Source organism: Rhodococcus sp. G6(2025) (assembly GCF_058628105.1).
Map to the genome: position 1 here is coordinate 597,790 of NZ_CP179750.1, position 19,049 is coordinate 616,838.

Sequence of the window (19,049 nt, forward strand, 5' to 3'; positions counted from 1 at the left end):
GATCCCCGCTGTTAGGGTTCGGTGATGGGTCCTGTGACGGGAATCGGAACGGCAATTCGGGCCTCGTTGGCCGCGGCTCTCTGCGTCGGCATGCTGGCCGCGTGCGCGTCGGACGAGGAACCGCAGAGCGATCCGGCGGCCACGTGTGCGGACGTTCCCAACGGCACCCCGATCGCCAAGGCGCCGCCGCCCCCGGGCCCGGCGCCGACCACCCAGAACCTCGCGACCAACCCCGAGATCGCCACGGTGTACCGCTCCGGGATGGTGCCGGTGAACACCGCGTCGTACGCGGTCTCCACCGCCAATCCCGTGTCGACGCAGGCCGCGTGCGAGGTGTTGCGGGACGGGGGCACGGCCGCCGACGCGCTGATCGTGGCCCAGACCGTTCTCGGGCTCGTCGAACCGCAGTCCTCCGGAATCGGGGGCGGGGCGTTCCTGCTCTATTACGACGCCGGGCAGAAGAGCGTCGAGGCGTACGACGGGCGTGAGGTCGCGCCGATGGCGGCGACGGAGAATTACCTCCGCTGGATCAGCGACACCGACCGCACCGAACCCAAACCCGACGCCCGGGCGAGCGGGCGGTCCATCGGGGTTCCCGGGGTGGTGCGGATGCTCGAGCTGGCGCACCGCGAACACGGCCGGGACGAGTGGCGGGAACTGTTCGACCCGGCCATCTCGCTCGCGGACCAGGGACTCGAGATCAGCCCCCGGATGGGCGGGCAGATCGCCGAGTCCGCACCCGATCTGGCGCTCGACGAGCCGTCGAAGGCATACTTCCTCAATCCGGACGGCAGCCCCAAACCGGCGGGCACGAAGCTGACGAACCCGGCCATGGCCAAGACGCTCGGTGCGATCGCGGCGGGCGGTGCCGACGCCTTCTACACCGGGGCCATCGCCCAGGGCATCGTCGATGCGACGGCGACGGCGTCGGGCGGGCGCACCCCCGGACAGATGACTCTCGACGACCTCGCGAACTACCAGTCGAAGAAACGGACGGCGCTGTGCACGCCGTATCGGGACCACGAGATCTGCGGCATGCCCAACCCGTCGTCCGGCGGCACCGCGGTCGCGGCGTCGCTCGGCATCCTGGAGAACTTCGACCTGTCGGAGTACGGGCCCACGAACCTCGACGACAACGGCGGAAAGCCGACGGCGGAGGCCGTGCATCTCATCTCCGAGGCGGAGCGACTGGCGTACGCCGACCGGGACAAGTACGTCGCGGACCCCGATTTCGTTCCGCTGCCGGGCAATTCCCTCGACACACTGCTGAACGAGGACTACCTGAAGCAGCGGGCCGGCCTCATCGACCCCGGCAAGAGCATGGGCACCGCGCAACCCGGAGACTTCGGTCCGGTCCCGCTCGGTGTGCAGCCGCAGGACAAGGAACACGGCACCAGCCACATCTCGATCGCCGACCGGTACGGCAACGTCGCGTCGATGACGACGACGGTGGAATCGGCATTCGGCTCGTTCCACATGACGGACGGCTTCGTGCTCAACAATCAGCTCACCGACTTCTCGGCCCAGCCCGTCGGACCGGACGGGACGCCGCTCGCCAACCGCGTCGAACCGGGTAAACGACCCCGCAGTTCGATGGCGCCGACGCTCGTCTTCGACCGCGGCAGCGACGGTTCGCTGGGGGACGTCCAGTACGTGACGGGGTCGCCGGGCGGTTCGGTGATCATCCAGTTCGTCGTGAAAACGCTGGTGGGAATGCTGGATTGGGGTCTGAACCCGCAGCAGGCGGTGTCGGCGGTCGACTTCGGGGCCGCCAACACCCCGGTCACCGGCGTCGGTGGGGAGCATCCGAACATCAATGCGGCCAACGACGGCGCCGACGACCCGTTGATCGTGCAGTTGCGGGCGATGGGTCACCAGGTGTCGGTCGCGCCGCAGTCCAGTGGGCTCAGTGCGCTGCAGCGCCAGGACTCGGGGTGGGTCGGCGGCGCGGACCCACGACGGGAGGGCGCGGTGATGGGTGACGGTACGGGTTAACGCACCGCCACCGCAGGAATCACGCCTGCTCGACGAGCGGGGCCACCTTGGTGCCGAGCAGTTCGATCGCGCGCATCACCTTGTCGTGGGGCAGCGGCCCGACGCTGGGGTGCAGCATGAACCGTTCGATGCCCAGGGTGTCGCGCATGCCGACGATCTTCTCGGCCACCTGCTCGGGGTTGCCGAGCACGAGCGAACCGCCGGGTCCGCGCAGACCGTCGAATGCCTGCGGGTTCATCGGTGCCCACCCGCGTTCGCGTCCGAGGCCGGTCATGGCCGCGGCGTACGACGGGTAGAACTCCGACACCGCCCGGTCCTCGGTGTCCGCGACGTAACCGTGCGCGTGGACGGCGATGGGCTGCGGTTCGTGCCCACCCTCCGACACCGCACGACGGTGCAGGTCGGCCAGCGGTGCGAATCGGGCGGGTTGTCCGCCGATGATCGCGAGCGCCATCGGCAGGCCGAGCAGTCCGGCGCGGGCCACCGACTCGGGATTGCCGCCGACCCCGACCCAGATGGGAAGGGGACGTTCGGGCCGTGGGTAGACGGACTGGTCCGTCAGCGCCGCCCGGTGCCGTCCCGACCAGTTCACGGTCTCCGAGTCGCGAAGGGCGAGTAGCAGGCCGAGTTTCTCGACGAACAGGTCATCGTAGTCGGCCAGGTCGTAACCGAAGAGCGGGAACGATTCGGTGAACGAGCCGCGACCGGCCATCACCTCGGCACGCCCGTCGGAGATCAGGTCGAGGGTGGCGAATTCCTCGAACACCCGCACCGGGTCGTCGGAGCTCAGGACGGTGACCGCGCTGGTCAATGCGATGCGGGACGTCCGGGCGGCGGCGGCCGACAGCACGACCGCGGGTGCCGACGCGGCGAAGTCCGCGCGGTGGTGCTCACCGACGCCGTACACGTCGAGGCCCACCTGCTCGGCGAGGACGACCTCTTCCAGCAGATCCTTCAGGCGCTGCCGCGGGGACACCGCCCCGGTTCCGCCGGAACCGACCTCGGCGAACGTCGTCAACCCGAGTTCCATGCCACCACTCCTCGTGATAGTTGAACCATCAATTAGATGATGTAACTGCGCGGGCGGACGGGATATTCCGTCCGATGGTTCAGACCGGGGCGGGCGGGGAACCCGTCGACCATGGCGAAATACCGAGTGATCGATCCCCAGGGCAGTGTCGTCGAGACGAAGGAGATCCCGAGCGCCGGTGACGCGCACGCATGGTTCGTCGACGTTCGCGCAGACAATTCCGAACTCGGATGGCGGATGGAAGTCGACGAGGACGGCACCTGGGCGTTCTTCGACGACACCGAGGGTGCCACAGAGAAATAGAAATCGAGGCACATCGTGCTCGCCAGCGACCCACGGAAGGTGGGCGTCGAGGAGGAATTCCACCTCATCGATCGCAAGACCCGGCGCCTGACCACCCGCGCGCCGGAGTTGCTGGCACGACTTCCCGACGGGGTGTTCGTCGACGAACTCCAGCAGTGCGTCGTCGAGGTCAACAGTGGCGTGTACGCCGACCTCGCCGGCCTGCGGAACGACCTGGAGCGGCACCGGAGAGTGCTGATCGACGCGGCCGAGGGGCTCGGCATCGGCGTGGCGGCCGCGGGCTCGATGCCGCTGGCGCTGCCCGCCGAGATGCACGTGACGGGGACGCAGCGTTACCGGCGCATGCTCGCGGACTACCAGGTGCTCGCCCGCGAGCAGCTGATCTGCGGCACGCAGGTTCACGTCGACCTGCCCGACCGCGACGAGGCCGTGCAGGTCGCGCATCGCGTCGCTCCGCACATGCCCGTCCTCCTGGCGCTCAGCGCGAGTTCCCCGTTCCGGTCCGACGGTGCGGACACCGGCTATGCCAGCGCGCGGACGCTGCTGTGGTTGCGCTGGCCGAGCACCGGTCCGGCCGCGCCGGTCTCCTCGGCTGCCGAATACGGCACCCTGATCGACGACCTGGTCGCCAGTGGGGTGATCAGTGACCCCGGTATGGCGTATTTCGACGTCCGGCCGTCGGTGAAACTTCCGACCCTGGAGTTGCGGGTGTGCGACAGCTGCCCGCGACTGGACACGGTCGTGCTCGTCGCCGCACTGTTCCGTGCGCTCGTGGAACGCGAGGTGGAGGGTTTGCGCGCCGGGACGAAGGGAGTCGAGGTCGTCCCCACCCTGACCAGGGCGGCACTGTGGCGGGCGGCGCGGTCGGGGTTGGAGGAGGACCTCGTCGACGTGACGGTTCCGCAGGCCCGTCCTGCGGCGGAACTCGTCGGCGACTTCGTGAATTCGCTGCGGCCGCAGCTCGAGGAGACCGGCGACTGGGACACCGTGGTGGAGCTGTCCGCCGAGGCCACCGCCCACGGCAGCTCCGCCGCCCGGCAACGTCAGGCGCTCGGTCGCCGTGGCCGGCTCACCGACGTGGTCGATCTGCTGCTCGCGGAGACGGCGGGCCGCTCCGAGCACCTTCCCGAAGTGGAGGCGCCACCCGCGCCGCGCGAGCTCGGCCCGAGGTCGACCGGTGCCGGCCGAACCCGGCGATATTGGAGCGCGCGGTTCTGGGACCGCGGCGACACCGCCGACATGAACTGGACGGAGTCGACGGAGCTCGACGAGAAGAAGCTGATCGAGTGGCGCCGGGATCTGCACGCGCACCCGGAACTGTCGTTCGAGGAACGCAGGACCACCGGCGTCGTGCGCGCCCACCTCGTCGGTCTGGGGCTCGCACCCGTCCTGTTGCCCGGCGGAACCGGCCTGTGGTGCGACGTCGGTCCGGACACGGGCGAGTGCATTGCGCTGCGCGCCGACCTCGACGCGCTGCCGATCGCCGAGACGACCGGTCTCCCGTTCGAGTCGCGGGTGCCCGGGGTGTCACACGCGTGCGGTCACGACGCCCACACCACCATGTTGATGGGGGCGGCATCCGTCCTGGCGAAATACCCGCCGCCGTCCCGGGTCCGGCTCGTCTTCCAGCCTGGGGAGGAGACGACCCCCGGCGGCTCGGTCGACACGATCGCCGCGGGCGCACTCGACGGGGTGTCGAAAATCTTTGCACTGCACTGCGATCCGAATCTCGAGGTCGGCAAACTGGCCACCCGGACCGGGCCGATCACGTCGTCCAACGACTCTGTCACGGTGCGGTTGTGGTCGGCGGGGGGACATACCGCGCGACCCCATCTGACCGGCGATCTGATCCACGCCGCGGCCGTCCTGGTGACCGGTCTGTCGTCCGTGCTCGACCGCCGGATCGATGCCCGGACCGCGACCGTCCTCACCTGGGGGAAGGTGGCCGCCGGGCAGGTCGCGAACTCCGTTCCCGAGTCGGGTGAACTGGTCGGCACCCTGCGCAGCGCGTCCCGCGAGACGTGGGCCTCGCTCGAACCGCTGGTCACGGACACGATCGGTCACCTGCTCGCGCCGTACAACGTGCGGTACGAACTCTCCTATCTGCAGGGCGTCCCGCCCGTCGTCAACGATCCCGACTGCACCGCCGACCTACGGGAGGCGATCGAATCGGTCGTCGGCTTCGACCACCTGGCCGAGGCCCATCAGTCCAGCGGCGGCGAGGATTTCGCGTGGTACCTGGAGAAGGTTCCGGGCGCGATGGCCAGACTCGGCGTGTGGGACGGGACCGGCACCCGGCAGGAACTGCACCAGCCGGGTTTCAACCTCGACGAGCGCGCCATGATTCACGGGGTCCGAACGCTGGTGGCGCTCACCCGGCTCGAAGACCAGTCCGGGTGAGCGCGGCGTCAGGCCGGTTTGGCGGCGGCCTCCGCCAGTTTCGGCACGAGTGCCTCGACGGCGTACGGGAGGCTGAGGACGGTGCCCCAGGTGAGCGCGCCGGAGACGGTGGGGTCGTCGACGAACACGGCCCGCCCCGCCTTTGCCACCGGTAGCGACTGATAGACGGGGTCGGCGGTGATCTTCGCTTCGGCGCCGGGACTGCTGCCCACGTTCCAGACGAGGACGTCGACGTCGACGATGTCGAACTGCTCCTTGCTGATGGTGAACGCATCCTGATCGCCTGCGAGTTGCGCGATCCGCTCCGGGACGACGAACCCGAGCGACGTCATCAGGCGTGAACGAGGGTCGTTCGGGGAGCGGACGTAGAACGTGCCGGCGTCGCCCAGCTCGGCGACCGCAACCGTCTTGCCCTCGAACTCGGGGTGGGCGGCGCGTTGCTGCGCCACCAGGTCGTCCACGCCGGCGACGAGGTGGTTCGCCTTCTCGTCCTCGCCGAGGGCGGTGCCGACGATCCGGACGGCGTACTGCCACGGCATGCCGAAATCGGGGTAGTCCGGCGACGTCGTCACGGTGGGCGCGATGGCCGAGAGTCGTTGATACGCGTCGTCGTCGACGTCGATGTACAGCGCGAGGATCAGGTCGGGATCGAGTTTCGCGATGGCCTCGTACGCGAAATTGGCCTCACCGGTGAACTGTCCGCGGTTGAAGACCTCGGGGTGCGTCCCGCTCAGCGCGTCCTGAGCCCAGGGCCAGGTGGCGTCCGGGTAGTCGCCGTACCAGTCGGTGACGCCGACCGGCTGACGTCCGAACGCGAGGAGCGTGTCCTGGTCGGAGTAGCCGACCGTGACGATGCGCTGAGGGTTGTCCGGGACTTCGGTCGTTCCCTTCTTGTGCGTCACCGTCCGGGTGCCGCCTTCAGTGTCTGCTGCGGTTCCCGAGGAACACGCTGCGGCGACGACGGCAAGGCCGACCCCGGCGCTCACGCTCAGGAACTTGCGACGGTCGAGCGTTCGCATCCACATACCTCCCTGTAGGTGAGGCTAACCTACAGGGAGTGGTCCCGCCCGTGCATCTGCGGCGGAAACGGCGGAGTCGGCTCGGGAATCGGGGGCTGCGGAGGTCCCGGAGGTTCCGGCGGCTCCGGTTGCGGCCCGGGCTCGGGAGGTGCAGGTTCCGGCCCCGGCTCGGGCGGAAACGGGTGAGGCGGCGACGGCGTCGGCGGGACGGGCGGAGGGCTCGGATCCGGCGGCACCGGCTCCGGGTCCGGCACGGGATTGCCGAGCTCGTCGTGGGCACTCGTCATCAACTGACCACCTTCCGATCGGCTGATTGAGTGGTACCCGGAACGGGCATCCCGCAATCACGCGGTGAGCTGTGGCCGCCCGGGAACAAAACGCGGGATCGGTGCGTTGTCTAGCAACCGTGCCCCGCAAGTGTGGAATTTCACGACACGGGGAACATGAGCCAAAGGGAGGAAGTCATGGCAACCGACTACGACGCACCACGGGTTACCGTCGACGACGAACTCGCCGCGGACTCGCTCGAAGAACTGAAGACACGGAGGAACGACTCGCAGTCGTCCGTCGTCGACGTCGAGGAGACCGACACGGCGGAGTCCTTCGAACTGCCCGGCGCCGACCTGTCCGGTGAGGAACTCACTGTCCGCGTCGTTCCGAAGAGGGCCGACGAATTCACTTGCAGTAGTTGCTTCCTGGTCCATCATCGGTCGCGTCTCGCGTCCGAAGAGGGTGGACAGCCGATCTGCCGCGACTGCGTATAGGAGGCCCGAGTGGCCGAGGTCAGTAGAACGTTCATCGTCGCCGCACCGCTCGAGAAAGTCGTCGCGTACCTGCGCGACTTCGCGAACACCGAGGCCTGGGATCCCGGGACCGACACGTGCGAGCAGACCACCCCCGGTCCGGTGGCGGTGGGCACGGAATGGCACAACGTGTCGTCGTTCTTCGGCCGCACCACCGAACTCACCTACCGCATGACCCGCGACGACCCCGATCACGTCGCCTTCGAGGGTCGCAACAAGACGGCCACCACGTCGGACGATCTGGCGTTCGAGAAGGTGGACGACGCCTCCACGTCGATCACCTACCGCGCCCACCTCGAATTCACCGGCCTGGCGCGATTCGCCGACCCCGTCGCCCGCCTCGCATTCGAGGTGCTCGCGGCCAAAACCGTCAAGCAGATGACCGGGGTCCTCGAAGCGAGGTAAGCGTATTCACGATTCAACAGCGCCCTCACTCGACGAGTGAGGGCGCCGCTGCATATCAGGGCCGATCAGCTGAGGTGATGCACCTCCTGCAGCCCGTACACCGGTGTCGGGATCTCCTCGTGCCGGGCCTTGAGCTGCAGAGCGAGGTACAGCGAGTAATGCCGCGACTGGTGCAGGTTGCCGCCGTGGAACCACAGCGCTTCCTGCTGCGTCGGCTTCCACATGTTGCGCTGCTCGCCCTCCCATGGTCCGGGGTCCTTGGTGGTGTCCGAGCCGAGGCCCCAGCACTTTCCGACCTTGTCGGCCACTTCCTGACCCATGAGGTCGGCGGCCCACCCGTTCATGGACCCGTAGCCGGTGGCGTAGACGACGAGGTCGGCAGGCAATTCCGTCCCGTCGGTGAGAACCACGGCGTCCTCGGTGAGGTGGTCGACCTGCCCGGACACGAGGTGGATGCTGCCGTCTGCGACGAGTTCGGACGCGCCGACGTCGATGTAGTAGCCGGATCCGCGGCGCAGGTATTTCATGAACAGACCGGAGCCGTCGTCACCGAAATCGAGCTTGAATCCGGCCTTTTCCAGTCGGTCGTAGAAGTCCCTGTCCCGTTCGGCGATCTTCTGATAGATCGGGATCTGGAACTCGTGCATGATCTTGTACGGCAGCGACGCGAACGTGAGGTCGGCCTTCTCCGTCGTCATGCCCGCCGCAACCGCGCGCTCCGAGTAGAGGTCGCCGAGGCCGAGGTCCATCAGCGAGTCCGACTTCACGATGTGGGTGGACGACCGCTGCAGCATCGTCACGTCGGCGCCGTTCTCGAACAGCGCCTTGCAGATGTCGTGAGCCGAGTTGTTGGCACCCACGACGACGACGCGCTTGCCCACGTAGGCATCCGGACCGGGGTGCCGGCTCGAATGGTGCTGCTCGCCCCGGAAGACGTCCTGGCCCGGGAACGACGGAACATTCGGCTTGCCCGACATGCCGGTCGCGAGCACCAGCTGCTTCGGGTGGAGCACCACGTCCTCGCCGTCGCGGTCGAGGACGACGGTCCACTCCTTCGTCTCCTCGTCGAACGTCGCGGACGTGCAGGTGGTGGACGACCAGTACGGAATCTCCATCACCTTGGTGTACATCTCCAGCCAGTCGCCGATCTTGTCCTTCGGCGCGAAGACCGGCCAGTTGTCCGGGAACGGCATGTAGGGCAGGTGGTCGTACCAGACCGGGTCGTGCAGGCACAGCGACTTGTACCGGTTGCGCCACTGGTCGCCGGGGCGTTCGTTCTTGTCCACGACGATGGCCGGGACACCGAGTTGGCGCAGCCGCGCGCCGAGCGCGATGCCGCCCTGGCCGCCGCCGATCACCAGAACGTACGGCTGGCGGGTGTAGCCGAGTTCCCGCTCCTCGATTTCCCGCTTCTCCGCCCAGCTCAGGGTGTCGCCGCCGGAGCCGTGGACGGCACCCTTGACGCGGTTCCGTCCGCGGCGTTCCTCGTGGCCCTTCAACTCCTGCATGGTGGTGAGGAAGGTCCACGCCTCGTCGCCCTTCAGGCGCAGGTGTCCCTTGCCCCGGCCCGTCGCGGTCTCGAACTCGATCCATGCCGAGGTGACGCCGTCGGCCTCGTCCGGTGTCTCGGTGGTGCGGAAGTTGACGGGGTCGGTGTCGTCCAGGCGTGCGTGGAGCATCGCGGCGACGGCGTCGCGTCCCTCGACCGTCTTGAGGTTCCAGGTGAACGCCACCAGGTCGCGCCAGAAGCTGTCGACTGCGAACATGCCCGCGGCGCGGTCGACGTCACGCGCGGCGAGAGCGGATTCGAAGCTCGCCAACCACAGGTCGACTCGTTCCTGAGGTGTCAGGGACGTCTGTACCGCAGTCGGCTGGACCGTCTGTGTCATGTACCTCTCCTTCGCTTGGTATGTGACATACAGCACACTCCGGAGTGGGGCGGGCGGCAAGCGTTGCATCGTGTTGCAGTCCCCGCCCGTGAGTACTTGTTAACCGCGGGCGGTTGATAAGTACTCACGGGGTGCGAATGTCGAAATGGGGGGTAGCCCGTTCGACGTACTGTGTGAGTCCACGGCACGAAGGCCGGGACCGACCACAATCGAGGAGGAAATCATGCGAGTCATGGTGATGATCGAGGGTGCAGGTGCCGACGAAGACAAGATCGCCCCGACCGAGGAAATGCTGGCGGCGATGGGTGCGTACAACGAGGAATTGGTGAACGCGGGCATCATGCTCGACGGTCAGGGTCTGAAGCCGACCAGCGCCGGCGCGCGGGTGGTGTTCGAGGGCGGCACGACGTCGGTGGTCGACGGCCCGTTCACCGAGTCGAAGGAGATCATCGCGGGCTACTGGATCTGGGAGGTGCGATCCCTCGAGGAGGCGATCGGGTGGGTCAAGAAGTGCCCCGCCGACCCCGGCACCGGACTGCGCCAGCTGATCGAGGTGCGGCCGATCTTCGAGTCGGAGGATTTCGGGGACGAGTTCACGCCGGAACTGCGGGAGAAGGAAGCCGCACTGGCGGAGCGGATCCGTGAGCAGCACCCGAACGGCTGAGTTCGGTGGACGTCCAGCGCACGGTCGAGGCGGTGTGGCGCATGGAGTCGCCACGCCTCATCGCGTCGCTCACCCGCCTCGTCCGTGACGTCGGGATCGCCGAGGAGATCGCTCAGGATGCGTTCGTGCTCGCGCTCGAACAGTGGCCGGAGCAGGGCGTTCCCGACAAACCGGGTGCGTGGCTGACGGCCACGGCCAAGCACAAGGCGATCGACCGCATTCGCCGTGACCGGTCGCGGCAGTCGAAGTACACGGAGATCGCCGTCGACCCGTCCGCGCAACCGCCGAGCGCCATGCCGGCGCCGGACGCCGTCGACGGCGTGGAGGATGACCTGCTGGCTCTGGTCTTCGTCGCGTGTCATCCCGTGCTTCCCCGGGAATCGCGGGTGGCGTTGACCCTTCGCCTGGTCGGGGGTCTGCGCACCGACGAGATCGCGCGGGCGTTCCTCGTCCCCTCGGCGACGATGGGGCAGCGGATCAGCAGGGCCAAGCGGACGCTGTCGGAGGCGAAGGTGCCGTTCGAAGTGCCTGCACGCGAGGAACTTCCGGCGCGGTTGGCGGCGGTGCTCGAGGTGGTCTATCTGGTGTTCAACGAGGGGTACTCCGCCACGTCGGGCGAGGACTGGATTCGGCGTGACCTCGCGTCGGAGGCGATGCGGCTCGCCCGTGTCCTCGCCGGCCTGCTACCGCGGGAACCAGAGGTGCACGGACTGGTGGCGCTCACCGAGTTGCAGGCTTCACGGTTCGCCGCCCGGGTGGGCGCCGACGGTGAGCCGGTACTGCTGCAGGATCAGGACCGGTCGCGGTGGGACCGAACCCTTCTGACGCACGGCAATGCCGCGCTGGAGCGGGCTGTCGGGCTCGGCCGCCCGCTGGGCCCCTATTCGTTGCAGGCCGCGATCGCCGGGTGTCATGCCAGGGCGCCACGTTTCGAGGACACCGATTGGGAGGCGATCGTCGCCCTGTACGACGCGCTGGCGCAGGTGGCGCCGTCGCCGGTGGTGGAACTCAATCGTGCGGTGGCGTTGCTGCATTCGGACGGGCCCGAGGCCGCGCTCGCTGCGCTCGATGCCGTGCGGGACGACCCTCGGCTGGCGCGCCTGCACCTCTACGGCGCCGTGCGGGGCGAAGTCCTCGAACGCCTCGGCCGCTGCGGGGAGGCGGCCCGGACCCTCGAGGACGCCGCGGCGACCGCACCGACGCGCCGTGAACGGAACCTCCTCATGGCCCGCGCCGCCGCCGCGTCGGAGCAGGCCGAACCGTGAGTCTCCACCATTGATTCACGATTTCCTGAATACAGAAATCGCTGTACAGTAAGAATCATGGAGACGCTGGTCCACCGGGACGCCCTCGCGCGTTTCGGATACGCGCTGTCGGACACCACCCGCACGCAGATTCTGCTGAGCCTGCGGTCCGGGCCCGGGTATCCATCGGAGTTGGCCGAGAAGATCGGGGTATCCCGGCAGATCCTGTCGAATCATCTGTCGTGCCTGCGTGGGTGCGGTCTGGTCGTCGCGGTGCCGGAGGGTCGGCGGAGCCGGTACGAACTCGCCGACCCGCGGATCGCACGTGCCCTCGACGACCTGCTCGGCCTGGTGCTCGCGGTCGATCCGTCCTGCTGCCCGGACGCGGAGACCGAAGGCTGCTGCTGATGGCGTCCGAACTCGGCATGCCCACCAGACCGTCCGGCGAACGCAGGCAGGTCCTGTCCCGCCGGATCCGGTTCTTCGTGGCCGCGACGATCTCCTACAACGTGATCGAAGCGATCGTGGCACTCACCGAGGGCGCACGGGTGTCGTCGACGGCGTTGATCGGGTTCGGCCTGGATTCGGTGATCGAGGTGTCGTCGGCGGCCGCGGTCGCCTGGCAGTTCGCGGGACGCGATCCCGAGTCGCGGGAGAAGGTCGCGCTCCGAGTCATCGCGTTCTCGTTCTTCGGGCTCGCCGCGTACGTGAGCGTCGACGCGGTGCGGTCACTGCTGGGGGTCGGTGAGGCGCAGCACTCGACGGTCGGAATCGCGCTGGCCGCAGCAAGTCTGGCCGTGATGCCGGTCCTGTCCTGGGCGCAGCGCCGGGCCGGTCGTGAACTCGGTTCCCTGTCGGCGGTCGCCGATTCCAAACAAACACTGCTGTGCACGTACCTGTCCGCGGTGCTGCTCGTCGGGTTGCTGCTCAACAGCACCCTCGGCTGGTCGTGGGCCGATCCGATCGCCGCCCTGGTGATCGCGGTCATCGCGGTGAAGGAAGGCGTCGACGCGTGGCAGGGCGACACCTGCTGCCCCGCGCCGGTCGGTGGTCGCGCGGTCGATCAAAATCCAGGTTGCGACTGCTGCGACTTGTGATCGCCGAACGGCTCGTCGCGTTCGCGGACGGTCTCACGGAATCCGGCGGTGGCCGAGCGTAATTGGAACGCGTACCCCTCGCGGGTGTGCCGGGACATGTCGTCGAAGACGGTGCTCACCATCGTCGAGTTGGCGACGCCCTGCGCCAGTAGCGCGCTGTTCAGTGCGAGTTTCACCATCATCAGCTGATTGACGGGCATCCTCGCGATCCGCTCGACGAGGTCCTCGGTGCGACGGTCGAGTTCCTCCGCGGGCGCCGACTCCACCGCGAGACCCCACTCGGCCGCCTGCCGCCCCGTGATGCAGTCGCCGGTGAGGAGGAGTCGCTTCGCCCGCTGGTCGCCGAGGCGGTGCGCCCACATTCCCGCAGCAGGCACACCCCATACCCGGGTCGGCGGATAGCCGATCTTCGTGTCGTCCGCGGCGACGATCTGGTCGCAGTACAGCGCGATGTCGGTGCCGCCGGCCACGCAGAATCCGTGGATCTTCGCGACCGTCGGCTTGTTCGCGTGGAGCAGGCTCGCGAAACCGCGGTTGAACCGGCTCATCATCGCGTAGTCGGCCATCGGATCCCAGTTGCCGAACGGATTGTGGTTGCGCGCCTGAACGATCGGATCGAGCACGGTGCCCGTCGTGCGGTCCGGTTCCTCGTCGGTGTGGCCGCCGTTCTCGGCGAAGATGCCCAGGTCGTATCCGCCGCAGAATCCCTTCCCGCGCCCCGACAGCAGGATCACGTGGACGCGGGGATCGAGGTCGGCGCGTTCCACGGTGGCGGCGAGTTCGACAGGAGTGTCGGCGGTGATCGCGTTGCCGTGGTCGGGACGGTTGAACGTGATCCGGGCGATCCGCCCGGTCACCTCGTAGGTGAGGGTTCGATACTCCGCCGCGTCGTCCGCCCGGTCCGGTTCACGACCCGCGAACAGGGAGTCGCCGCCCTCGTCCCAGCCGTCGCGCCAGGCCGCCGGACGGGTGCCGGCGTGGTCGTCGCGGCCGGTCACGACCCCACCTTGGGAGTGGCGCGGTCGATGATGGCGGCGGTGTCGACGCCGGCCGGCAGCGTCCCGAACACGGTGCCCCAGTCGCCGGACAGCCGGCTGACGCAGAACGCGTCGGCCACCGCCGGGTGTCCGTGGCGGATCAGCAGCGACCCCTGGAGGGCGAGCGCCATGTCGCCGACGATGCGCCTGGCCCGGTGCTCGAGCGTGTCGAGATCGCCGAAACTCGCCTTCAGATCCGCGACGGCGGTGTCGAGTCGCGTGTCGGCTCCCGCGGTGGAATCGAGTTCGTCGAAGAAGACCTGAAGCGTCTCCGGCTGTTTCGCCATCGCACGCAGAGTGTCGAGGGCGGCGACGTTGCCGGATCCCTCCCACACCGACAGCAGGGGAGCCTCCCGGTACAACCGCGGCATCCGCGATTCCTCCACGTACCCGTTGCCGCCCAGGCATTCCAGGGCCTCGGCGGCGTGGATCGGGCCGCGCTTGCAGACGAAGTACTTGCTGACCGCCAGCGAGATGCGACGCAGGGTGTTCGCGTGCTCGTCGCCGGCGGTCGCCCGGTCGGTGAGCGCGGCCAGCCACAGGGCGACGGTCGTGGCCGCCTCCGACTCGACGGCGAGGTCGGCGAGCACGTTCCGCATCAGCGGCTGATCCACCAGGTGGGCGCCGAATGCGCTGCGGTGCACGGCGTGGTGCGCGGCCTGCGCGGTGCCGACACGCATGCCGGTGGCGGTGCCGATGGTGCAGTCGAGCCGGGTCATGTTGACCATCTCGATGATCGTCGGAACGCCGCGGCCTTCCTCGCCGACCAGCCAGGCCACCGCCTCGTCGTACTCGACCTCGCTGCTGGCGTTGGAATGGTTGCCGAGCTTGTCCTTGAGGCGCTGCAGGTGCATCCGGTTGCGGGTGCCGTCCGGCAGCACCCGGGGGAGGAAGAAACACGACAGTCCGCCGGGGGCCTGCGCCAGCACGAGGAACACGTCGGACATCGGCGCTGACGTGAACCACTTGTGGCCGGTCAGGAGGTAACTGCCGTCGGACTGCGGCACCGCGCGGGTGGTGCCCGCGCGGACGTCGGAGCCGCCCTGCTTCTCCGTCATCGACATCCCGGCGATCAGTCCGGCCTTGGTCAGCGGTGGGTGCAGCGCCGGATCGTAGACCCGGGCGGTGAGCAGCGGTTCGTACTGTTCCGCCAGATCACGGTGGTGGCGCAGGGCGGGGACGACGGCGTACGTCATGGAGATCGGGCAGCCGTGTCCGGCGTCGACCTGGCCCCACACCGCCATCTTCGCGGCCCGGACCAGGTGGGCGCGCGGGTGCGGGTCGGCCCACGGTGCGCCGTGCAGGCCCATCTCGACTGCGGTGGTCATCAGCTGGTGGTACGCGGGGTCGTACTCCACCTCGTCGATGCGGTTGCCGTAGCGGTCGTGGGTGCGCAGGACGGGAGGGTGCGCCTCGGCGAGATCACCCCAGCGCTGGGCATCCTCGCTTCCGGCGAGGCGTCCGACGTCGTGCAGTTCCTCGAGCGCGTCGTGGGCGCCTTCGCGTTGCAGCGCTTCGAGGATCGGTGGGTAATCGGCCGCGTCGAAATCGACCAGTGGCGGCGCCTGGTTGACGACCTCGTGTGTGGCACTCATGTCGGGCTCCCGAGGGATCGAAGGGTGAAGGTGAGCAGGGCGGGGATGATCGCGCCGTCGGCGGCACCGCGGGCGAGGGGCAGAATCAGCGCTTCGCCGATGGCGCCGACGATGCAGGCTGCTGTCACCGACGCGTCCTGTTCCGGGATCTCCCCGGCCTCGACGGCGGCGGCGATCGCGACCGCGAGGGCGTCGCGGAAGGACTCGCGGAACAGGAGGCGTTCGGTGTCGACCTGCGGGTCGACAGGTTCGACGAGTAGCGCGTACGCCAGGGTGGGTGCGCGCAGCGCGCGTTCGGCGAACGTGCCGACGGAGGCGGATACCGCGGCGACGCAGCGACCCTCGGCGCCGCGGGCGGCGTTGCCGGATTCGACGGCGGCGCTCACCTCGCGGCTGCAGACGATGCGGAAGACTTCCGCGAACAGTTCGCCCTTGTTCGCGAAGTGCCGGTAGACGGTGCCGGTGCCGACCCCCGCCTCGGCCGCGACCGCGGAGATCGAGCACCCGGCGTATCCGTGGCGGGCGATCAGCCCGATCGCGGAATCGATGAGGGTGGTGCGGAGAGCGTCCAGACGTTCCTGGACGGCGGGTGTGCGCCGGTAGGCCATATTCAAGGAGTGAACACCCGTTCCGTTCTTCCGTCAAGGGTGCTAGCGTCGGCTACACCAGCGAGGAAAGGCGCGCTCGATGACTTCCGACGTGGTACTCGTTCGCAAGGACGGCCCGGTCACGACGATCGGCCTGAACCGGCCCGAAGTCCGCAATGCCGTCGACCGGCCCACCGCCGAGGCGCTCGCCGACGCCTTCCGTGCATTCGACGCCGACGAGGACGCGTCGGTGGCGGTACTTCACGGCGAAGGCGGAACATTCTGCGCCGGAGCAGATCTCAAGGCGATCAGTTCCGGGACCGGGAACCGGGTGGCGCCCGACGGCGACGCACCGATGGGCATCTCCCGGATGCGGTTGTCCAAACCGGTGATCGCCGCGATCGACGGGCACGCGGTGGCAGGCGGGCTCGAACTTGCGCTGTGGGCCGATCTGCGGGTCGCCGGTGCGGACGCCGTCCTCGGAGTGTTCTGCCGACGTTGGGGCGTGCCGCTCATCGACGGCGGAACCGTCCGCCTGCCGCGGCTCATCGGGGAAAGTCGCGCGATGGATCTCGTCCTCACCGGGCGGCCCGTCGATGCCGACGAAGCCCTGAGTATCGGGCTGATCAACCGGAAGGTCGCGGCGGGGGAGGCCCTCACCGCGGCCCGCCGGCTGGCCGCCGAGATCGCCGGCCTGCCCCAGGTGTGCCTGCGGCAGGACCGGTTGTCGCTGCTCGAGCAGTCGGGACTCACCGAGGATCAGGCCCTGCTGAACGAATTCCGGCACGGCGCAATCTCTCTGGCCAACGGGACGGTGGAGGGTGCCGCACGCTTCGCCGCCGGGGCAGGCAGGCATGGGGATGCTGCACCCGTGAGTACTTATTAACGGCGGGCGGTTAATAAGTACTCACGGGCGGCGGCAGCACCTCCGGTGGGCGGTGTGGTGTGCGTACCTGCTCGCGCTGGCCGCCACGATCTACACGCTGGGGCTCCCCACCGACCGCATCTACCAGGCGACGTGGATCGTCGCCGGCCTCGTCGCCTTCACGATCGATCGGCCGTGGCAGGACCATCTGCGCGTGGTGCGGGACTGGTTGCCGCTCATCGCCGCTCTCGTCGTGTACGACCTCAGCCGGGGCGTCGCCCACGAACTCGGGATGCCGGTGCGGGCGGAGGAATTGGTGACCGTGGAGAGCTGGCTCTTCGGCGGCGCGATCCCCACGGTCTGGTTGCAGGACACCCTCCTACCCCCGACGGGCGAGCTGCCGTGGTGGACTCTGCTCACGGGAATCGTCTACACCAGCCACTTCATCGTTCCGTGGGTGGTCGCGGCCGTCTTCTACGTGTACTCGCGTGACCTGTGGTCGGGGTACATGCGGCGGGTGCTCTTGCTGTCGTATCTCGGCCTGGTCACCTACATCCTGCTGCCGTCCGTCCCGCCGTGGCTGGCCGCCGAGGGGGACGTGATCTCCGGCAGCGTGGGCCGCGTCGCCGGTTTCGGTTTCGGTGTGGTCCCCACGGATGTCGGTACACGGTGGCTGGAGGCGCAGAGCAACCCCGTCGCCGCGCTGCCGTCCCTGCATGCGGCGTTCGCCCTGCTCGTGGCCGTCGCTCTCTGGCCGTTCGCGAAGAACCTGTGGTCGCGGGCGCTGCTGGTCGCGTACCCGCTCGCCATGGCGTTCGTGTTGGTCTACGGCGGTGAGCATTACGTCGTGGACGTGCTGGCGGGATGGGCGTATGTGGGACTGGCGGTCCTGCTGGCACGGGGGTGGGAGTCGCGCACGACGGCGTGGCCGGGCCGGGCCGTCACCGCCGGCCGCCCGCGACGTCGCTGGTGACCGACAGCTCGTCGAGAATGGGCTGGAGGAAGGGCAGGATGCGGCCGACGATCGCCTCGTTGTACGCGACCGGTTGCTGGTTCGGATTCGCGTGACCGGTCCCGTCGAGCTTCGCCACCAGCAGCCTGCCGTCGGTCCCGCCGGACTGTTCGACGAGGATCTTCTGCGTGTAGTCGACGTCGACCACCGCGTCCTTCCACCCCGCGCGGGGACGCACGAAGACGATCCCGGGCCGCGGCTTGTCGTCCGTCTCCACCGCCAGCGACTTCAGGTTGTCGATCGCACCGGACGCGACGATGGTCTTGAACTGCGATTCGATCAGCCCGTTGCTCGCCACGTCCTCCGACAGGACCTTCTCGGTGAGGACCTCGTCGACGACGTCGCGGAACTCGTCGACGTCGACGTGCGGATACCAGTCCGACTTCGTGTCGAGGAACCTGCTCTGCCGGGCCGCTGTCTCCACGAGCAGGCGCATCGTCCGGCTCTCACGCGCGCCGGGGAGCCAGCCGATCCACCGCAGCATGTCCTCGCCGCTGTCGCGGCTCCCGGCCCGGACGGCGTGCAGGTCCACCGGGGTGCAGTCGAGCACCACTCCGATGAGGTTGGCGTCCGTGTCCTCGTAGATGTGCTGCGCGACCTCCAGCGCGACGACGCCGCCCATGCTGTGCCCGGACAGGACGATGTTGTCGATGCCCTCGTCGGCCGCGCGGGTGGCGATCAGTTCGCTGATCACCTTGGTGTCGATACCGCCGTTGTCGTACTGGACCGCCCATACCCGCCCGATCCGGTCGTACGAGGACAGGGTGCGGGCGGTGTCGGTGGCATCCTTGTTGCCCAGTCCGACCAGGTCGACGACGGCGGTGTCGTGGTCGGCGGGCGACTGCGCGTCGTACACCTCGTGGATCTGTGGCTGGGTCAGCGCGAGTCGCTCGCGTTCGGGTTGCACGTCGTGCACCCAGTACTGTCCGCCGGCCAGGAGCAGGGGGACGGTCCCGAGCGCGACCGCGGCGAGGAAGCGCCGGGTGCGACCGAATTTCTGCCATTGGCGACCGAGCCGTGTCGCGTGCAGACGCGCCTTGCGGCGATCGTTGCTCCAGTCGGCCACGGTGGACGGATGGCGTGTCATTCTCTCCGACATCCACT

18 protein-coding genes are annotated in these 19,049 nt (G+C 68.6%); 11 read left to right on the plus strand and 7 right to left on the minus strand.

Annotated elements, in window-relative coordinates; translation table 11 throughout:
• The first annotated feature begins 24 nt into the window (after positions 1-24).
• Positions 25-1,995 carry a gamma-glutamyltransferase gene (ggt, locus tag ACLIVD_RS02920; RefSeq protein WP_491931906.1) on the plus strand — a complete coding sequence of 657 codons (1,971 nt, stop codon included), beginning with the start codon at positions 25-27 and terminating at the stop codon, positions 1,993-1,995.
• 19 nt (positions 1,996-2,014) lie between these two features.
• Here the strand turns inward: ggt and ACLIVD_RS02925 are convergent, their stop codons facing one another.
• Positions 2,015-3,025, minus strand: coding sequence for an LLM class flavin-dependent oxidoreductase (locus tag ACLIVD_RS02925; protein ID WP_491931907.1), 1,011 nt, complete (start codon positions 3,023-3,025; stop codon positions 2,015-2,017).
• A gap of 111 nt (positions 3,026-3,136) precedes the next feature.
• Here ACLIVD_RS02925 and ACLIVD_RS02930 point away from each other — a divergent pair, with 111 nt between their 5' ends.
• The gene (locus ACLIVD_RS02930) at positions 3,137-3,328 is read left to right on the plus strand and encodes a hypothetical protein (protein WP_009477291.1); all 192 of its coding nucleotides are present in this window, start codon (positions 3,137-3,139) and stop codon (positions 3,326-3,328) included.
• 15 nt (positions 3,329-3,343) lie between these two features.
• Positions 3,344-5,728, plus strand: coding sequence for a glutamate--cysteine ligase (locus ACLIVD_RS02935; RefSeq protein ID WP_280782978.1), 2,385 nt, complete (start codon positions 3,344-3,346; stop codon positions 5,726-5,728).
• Positions 5,729-5,736: 8 nt separating this feature from the next.
• On the opposite strand, the gene ACLIVD_RS02940 is transcribed toward ACLIVD_RS02935, so the two are convergent.
• Positions 5,737-6,753, minus strand: a complete 1,017-nt coding sequence (locus ACLIVD_RS02940) for an iron-siderophore ABC transporter substrate-binding protein (RefSeq protein ID WP_317570848.1) — start codon at positions 6,751-6,753, stop codon at positions 5,737-5,739.
• 458 nt (positions 6,754-7,211) lie between these two features.
• Here ACLIVD_RS02940 and ACLIVD_RS02945 point away from each other — a divergent pair, with 458 nt between their 5' ends.
• Entirely contained in the window at positions 7,212-7,511 is a 300-nt protein-coding gene (locus ACLIVD_RS02945) for a DUF4193 domain-containing protein (RefSeq protein WP_491931908.1), read from the plus strand.
• A 9-nt stretch (positions 7,512-7,520) separates the two neighbouring features.
• Positions 7,521-7,955, plus strand: a complete 435-nt coding sequence (locus ACLIVD_RS02950) for an SRPBCC family protein (protein ID WP_491931909.1) — start codon at positions 7,521-7,523, stop codon at positions 7,953-7,955.
• A gap of 65 nt (positions 7,956-8,020) precedes the next feature.
• Here ACLIVD_RS02950 and ACLIVD_RS02955 read toward each other — a convergent pair whose 3' ends face one another.
• Positions 8,021-9,844: an NAD(P)/FAD-dependent oxidoreductase gene (locus ACLIVD_RS02955; RefSeq protein ID WP_105419626.1), complete on the minus strand. Its 1,824-nt coding sequence runs from the start codon at positions 9,842-9,844 to the stop codon at positions 8,021-8,023.
• A gap of 223 nt (positions 9,845-10,067) precedes the next feature.
• On the opposite strand from ACLIVD_RS02955, the gene ACLIVD_RS02960 reads away from it, so the two are divergent.
• From ACLIVD_RS02960 to ACLIVD_RS02975, 4 genes are read left to right on the plus strand one after another with little or no spacing between them, the layout of a single operon-like run.
• The gene (locus ACLIVD_RS02960) at positions 10,068-10,508 is read left to right on the plus strand and encodes a YciI family protein (protein WP_491931910.1); all 441 of its coding nucleotides are present in this window, start codon (positions 10,068-10,070) and stop codon (positions 10,506-10,508) included.
• Between the two features lie 5 nt (positions 10,509-10,513).
• Positions 10,514-11,773, plus strand: a complete 1,260-nt coding sequence (locus ACLIVD_RS02965; protein ID WP_491931911.1) for an RNA polymerase sigma factor — start codon at positions 10,514-10,516, stop codon at positions 11,771-11,773.
• Between the two features lie 57 nt (positions 11,774-11,830).
• Positions 11,831-12,160: an ArsR/SmtB family transcription factor gene (locus ACLIVD_RS02970; RefSeq protein WP_005248604.1), complete on the plus strand. Its 330-nt coding sequence runs from the start codon at positions 11,831-11,833 to the stop codon at positions 12,158-12,160.
• Entirely contained in the window at positions 12,160-12,849 is a 690-nt protein-coding gene (locus ACLIVD_RS02975) for a cation diffusion facilitator family transporter (protein ID WP_317570846.1), read from the plus strand. Before ACLIVD_RS02970 ends, ACLIVD_RS02975 begins: the two co-directional genes overlap by 1 nt.
• Here the strand turns inward: ACLIVD_RS02975 and ACLIVD_RS02980 are convergent.
• The 3 genes from ACLIVD_RS02980 to ACLIVD_RS02990 are packed head-to-tail and all read right to left on the minus strand — an operon-like array spanning position 12,816 to position 16,089.
• The gene (locus ACLIVD_RS02980; RefSeq protein WP_491931912.1) at positions 12,816-13,847 is read right to left on the minus strand and encodes a crotonase/enoyl-CoA hydratase family protein; all 1,032 of its coding nucleotides are present in this window, start codon (positions 13,845-13,847) and stop codon (positions 12,816-12,818) included. The genes ACLIVD_RS02975 and ACLIVD_RS02980 overlap by 34 nt on opposite strands.
• Positions 13,844-15,481 (minus strand): acyl-CoA dehydrogenase family protein, encoded by a 1,638-nt coding sequence (locus ACLIVD_RS02985; protein WP_317570844.1) that lies wholly within the window; start codon positions 15,479-15,481, stop codon positions 13,844-13,846. Before ACLIVD_RS02985 ends, ACLIVD_RS02980 begins: the two co-directional genes overlap by 4 nt.
• On the minus strand, positions 15,478-16,089 hold the full coding sequence (locus ACLIVD_RS02990; protein ID WP_009477303.1) for a TetR/AcrR family transcriptional regulator: 612 nt from the start codon (positions 16,087-16,089) through the stop codon (positions 15,478-15,480). Before ACLIVD_RS02990 ends, ACLIVD_RS02985 begins: the two co-directional genes overlap by 4 nt.
• Before the next feature lie 79 nt (positions 16,090-16,168).
• Here ACLIVD_RS02990 and ACLIVD_RS02995 point away from each other — a divergent pair, with 79 nt between their 5' ends.
• Positions 16,169-16,954: a crotonase/enoyl-CoA hydratase family protein gene (locus tag ACLIVD_RS02995; protein WP_491931913.1), complete on the plus strand. Its 786-nt coding sequence runs from the start codon at positions 16,169-16,171 to the stop codon at positions 16,952-16,954.
• 52 nt (positions 16,955-17,006) lie between these two features.
• Positions 17,007-17,906, plus strand: coding sequence for a phosphatase PAP2 family protein (locus ACLIVD_RS03000; protein ID WP_283332772.1), 900 nt, complete (start codon positions 17,007-17,009; stop codon positions 17,904-17,906).
• On the opposite strand, the gene ACLIVD_RS03005 is transcribed toward ACLIVD_RS03000, so the two are convergent.
• A complete protein-coding gene (locus ACLIVD_RS03005) occupies positions 17,875-19,032 on the minus strand; it encodes an alpha/beta fold hydrolase (RefSeq protein ID WP_491931914.1) in 1,158 nt (385 codons plus the stop codon). The two genes, ACLIVD_RS03000 and ACLIVD_RS03005, sit on opposite strands and share 32 nt — an antisense overlap.
• Between the last annotated feature and the right edge of the window lie 17 nt (positions 19,033-19,049).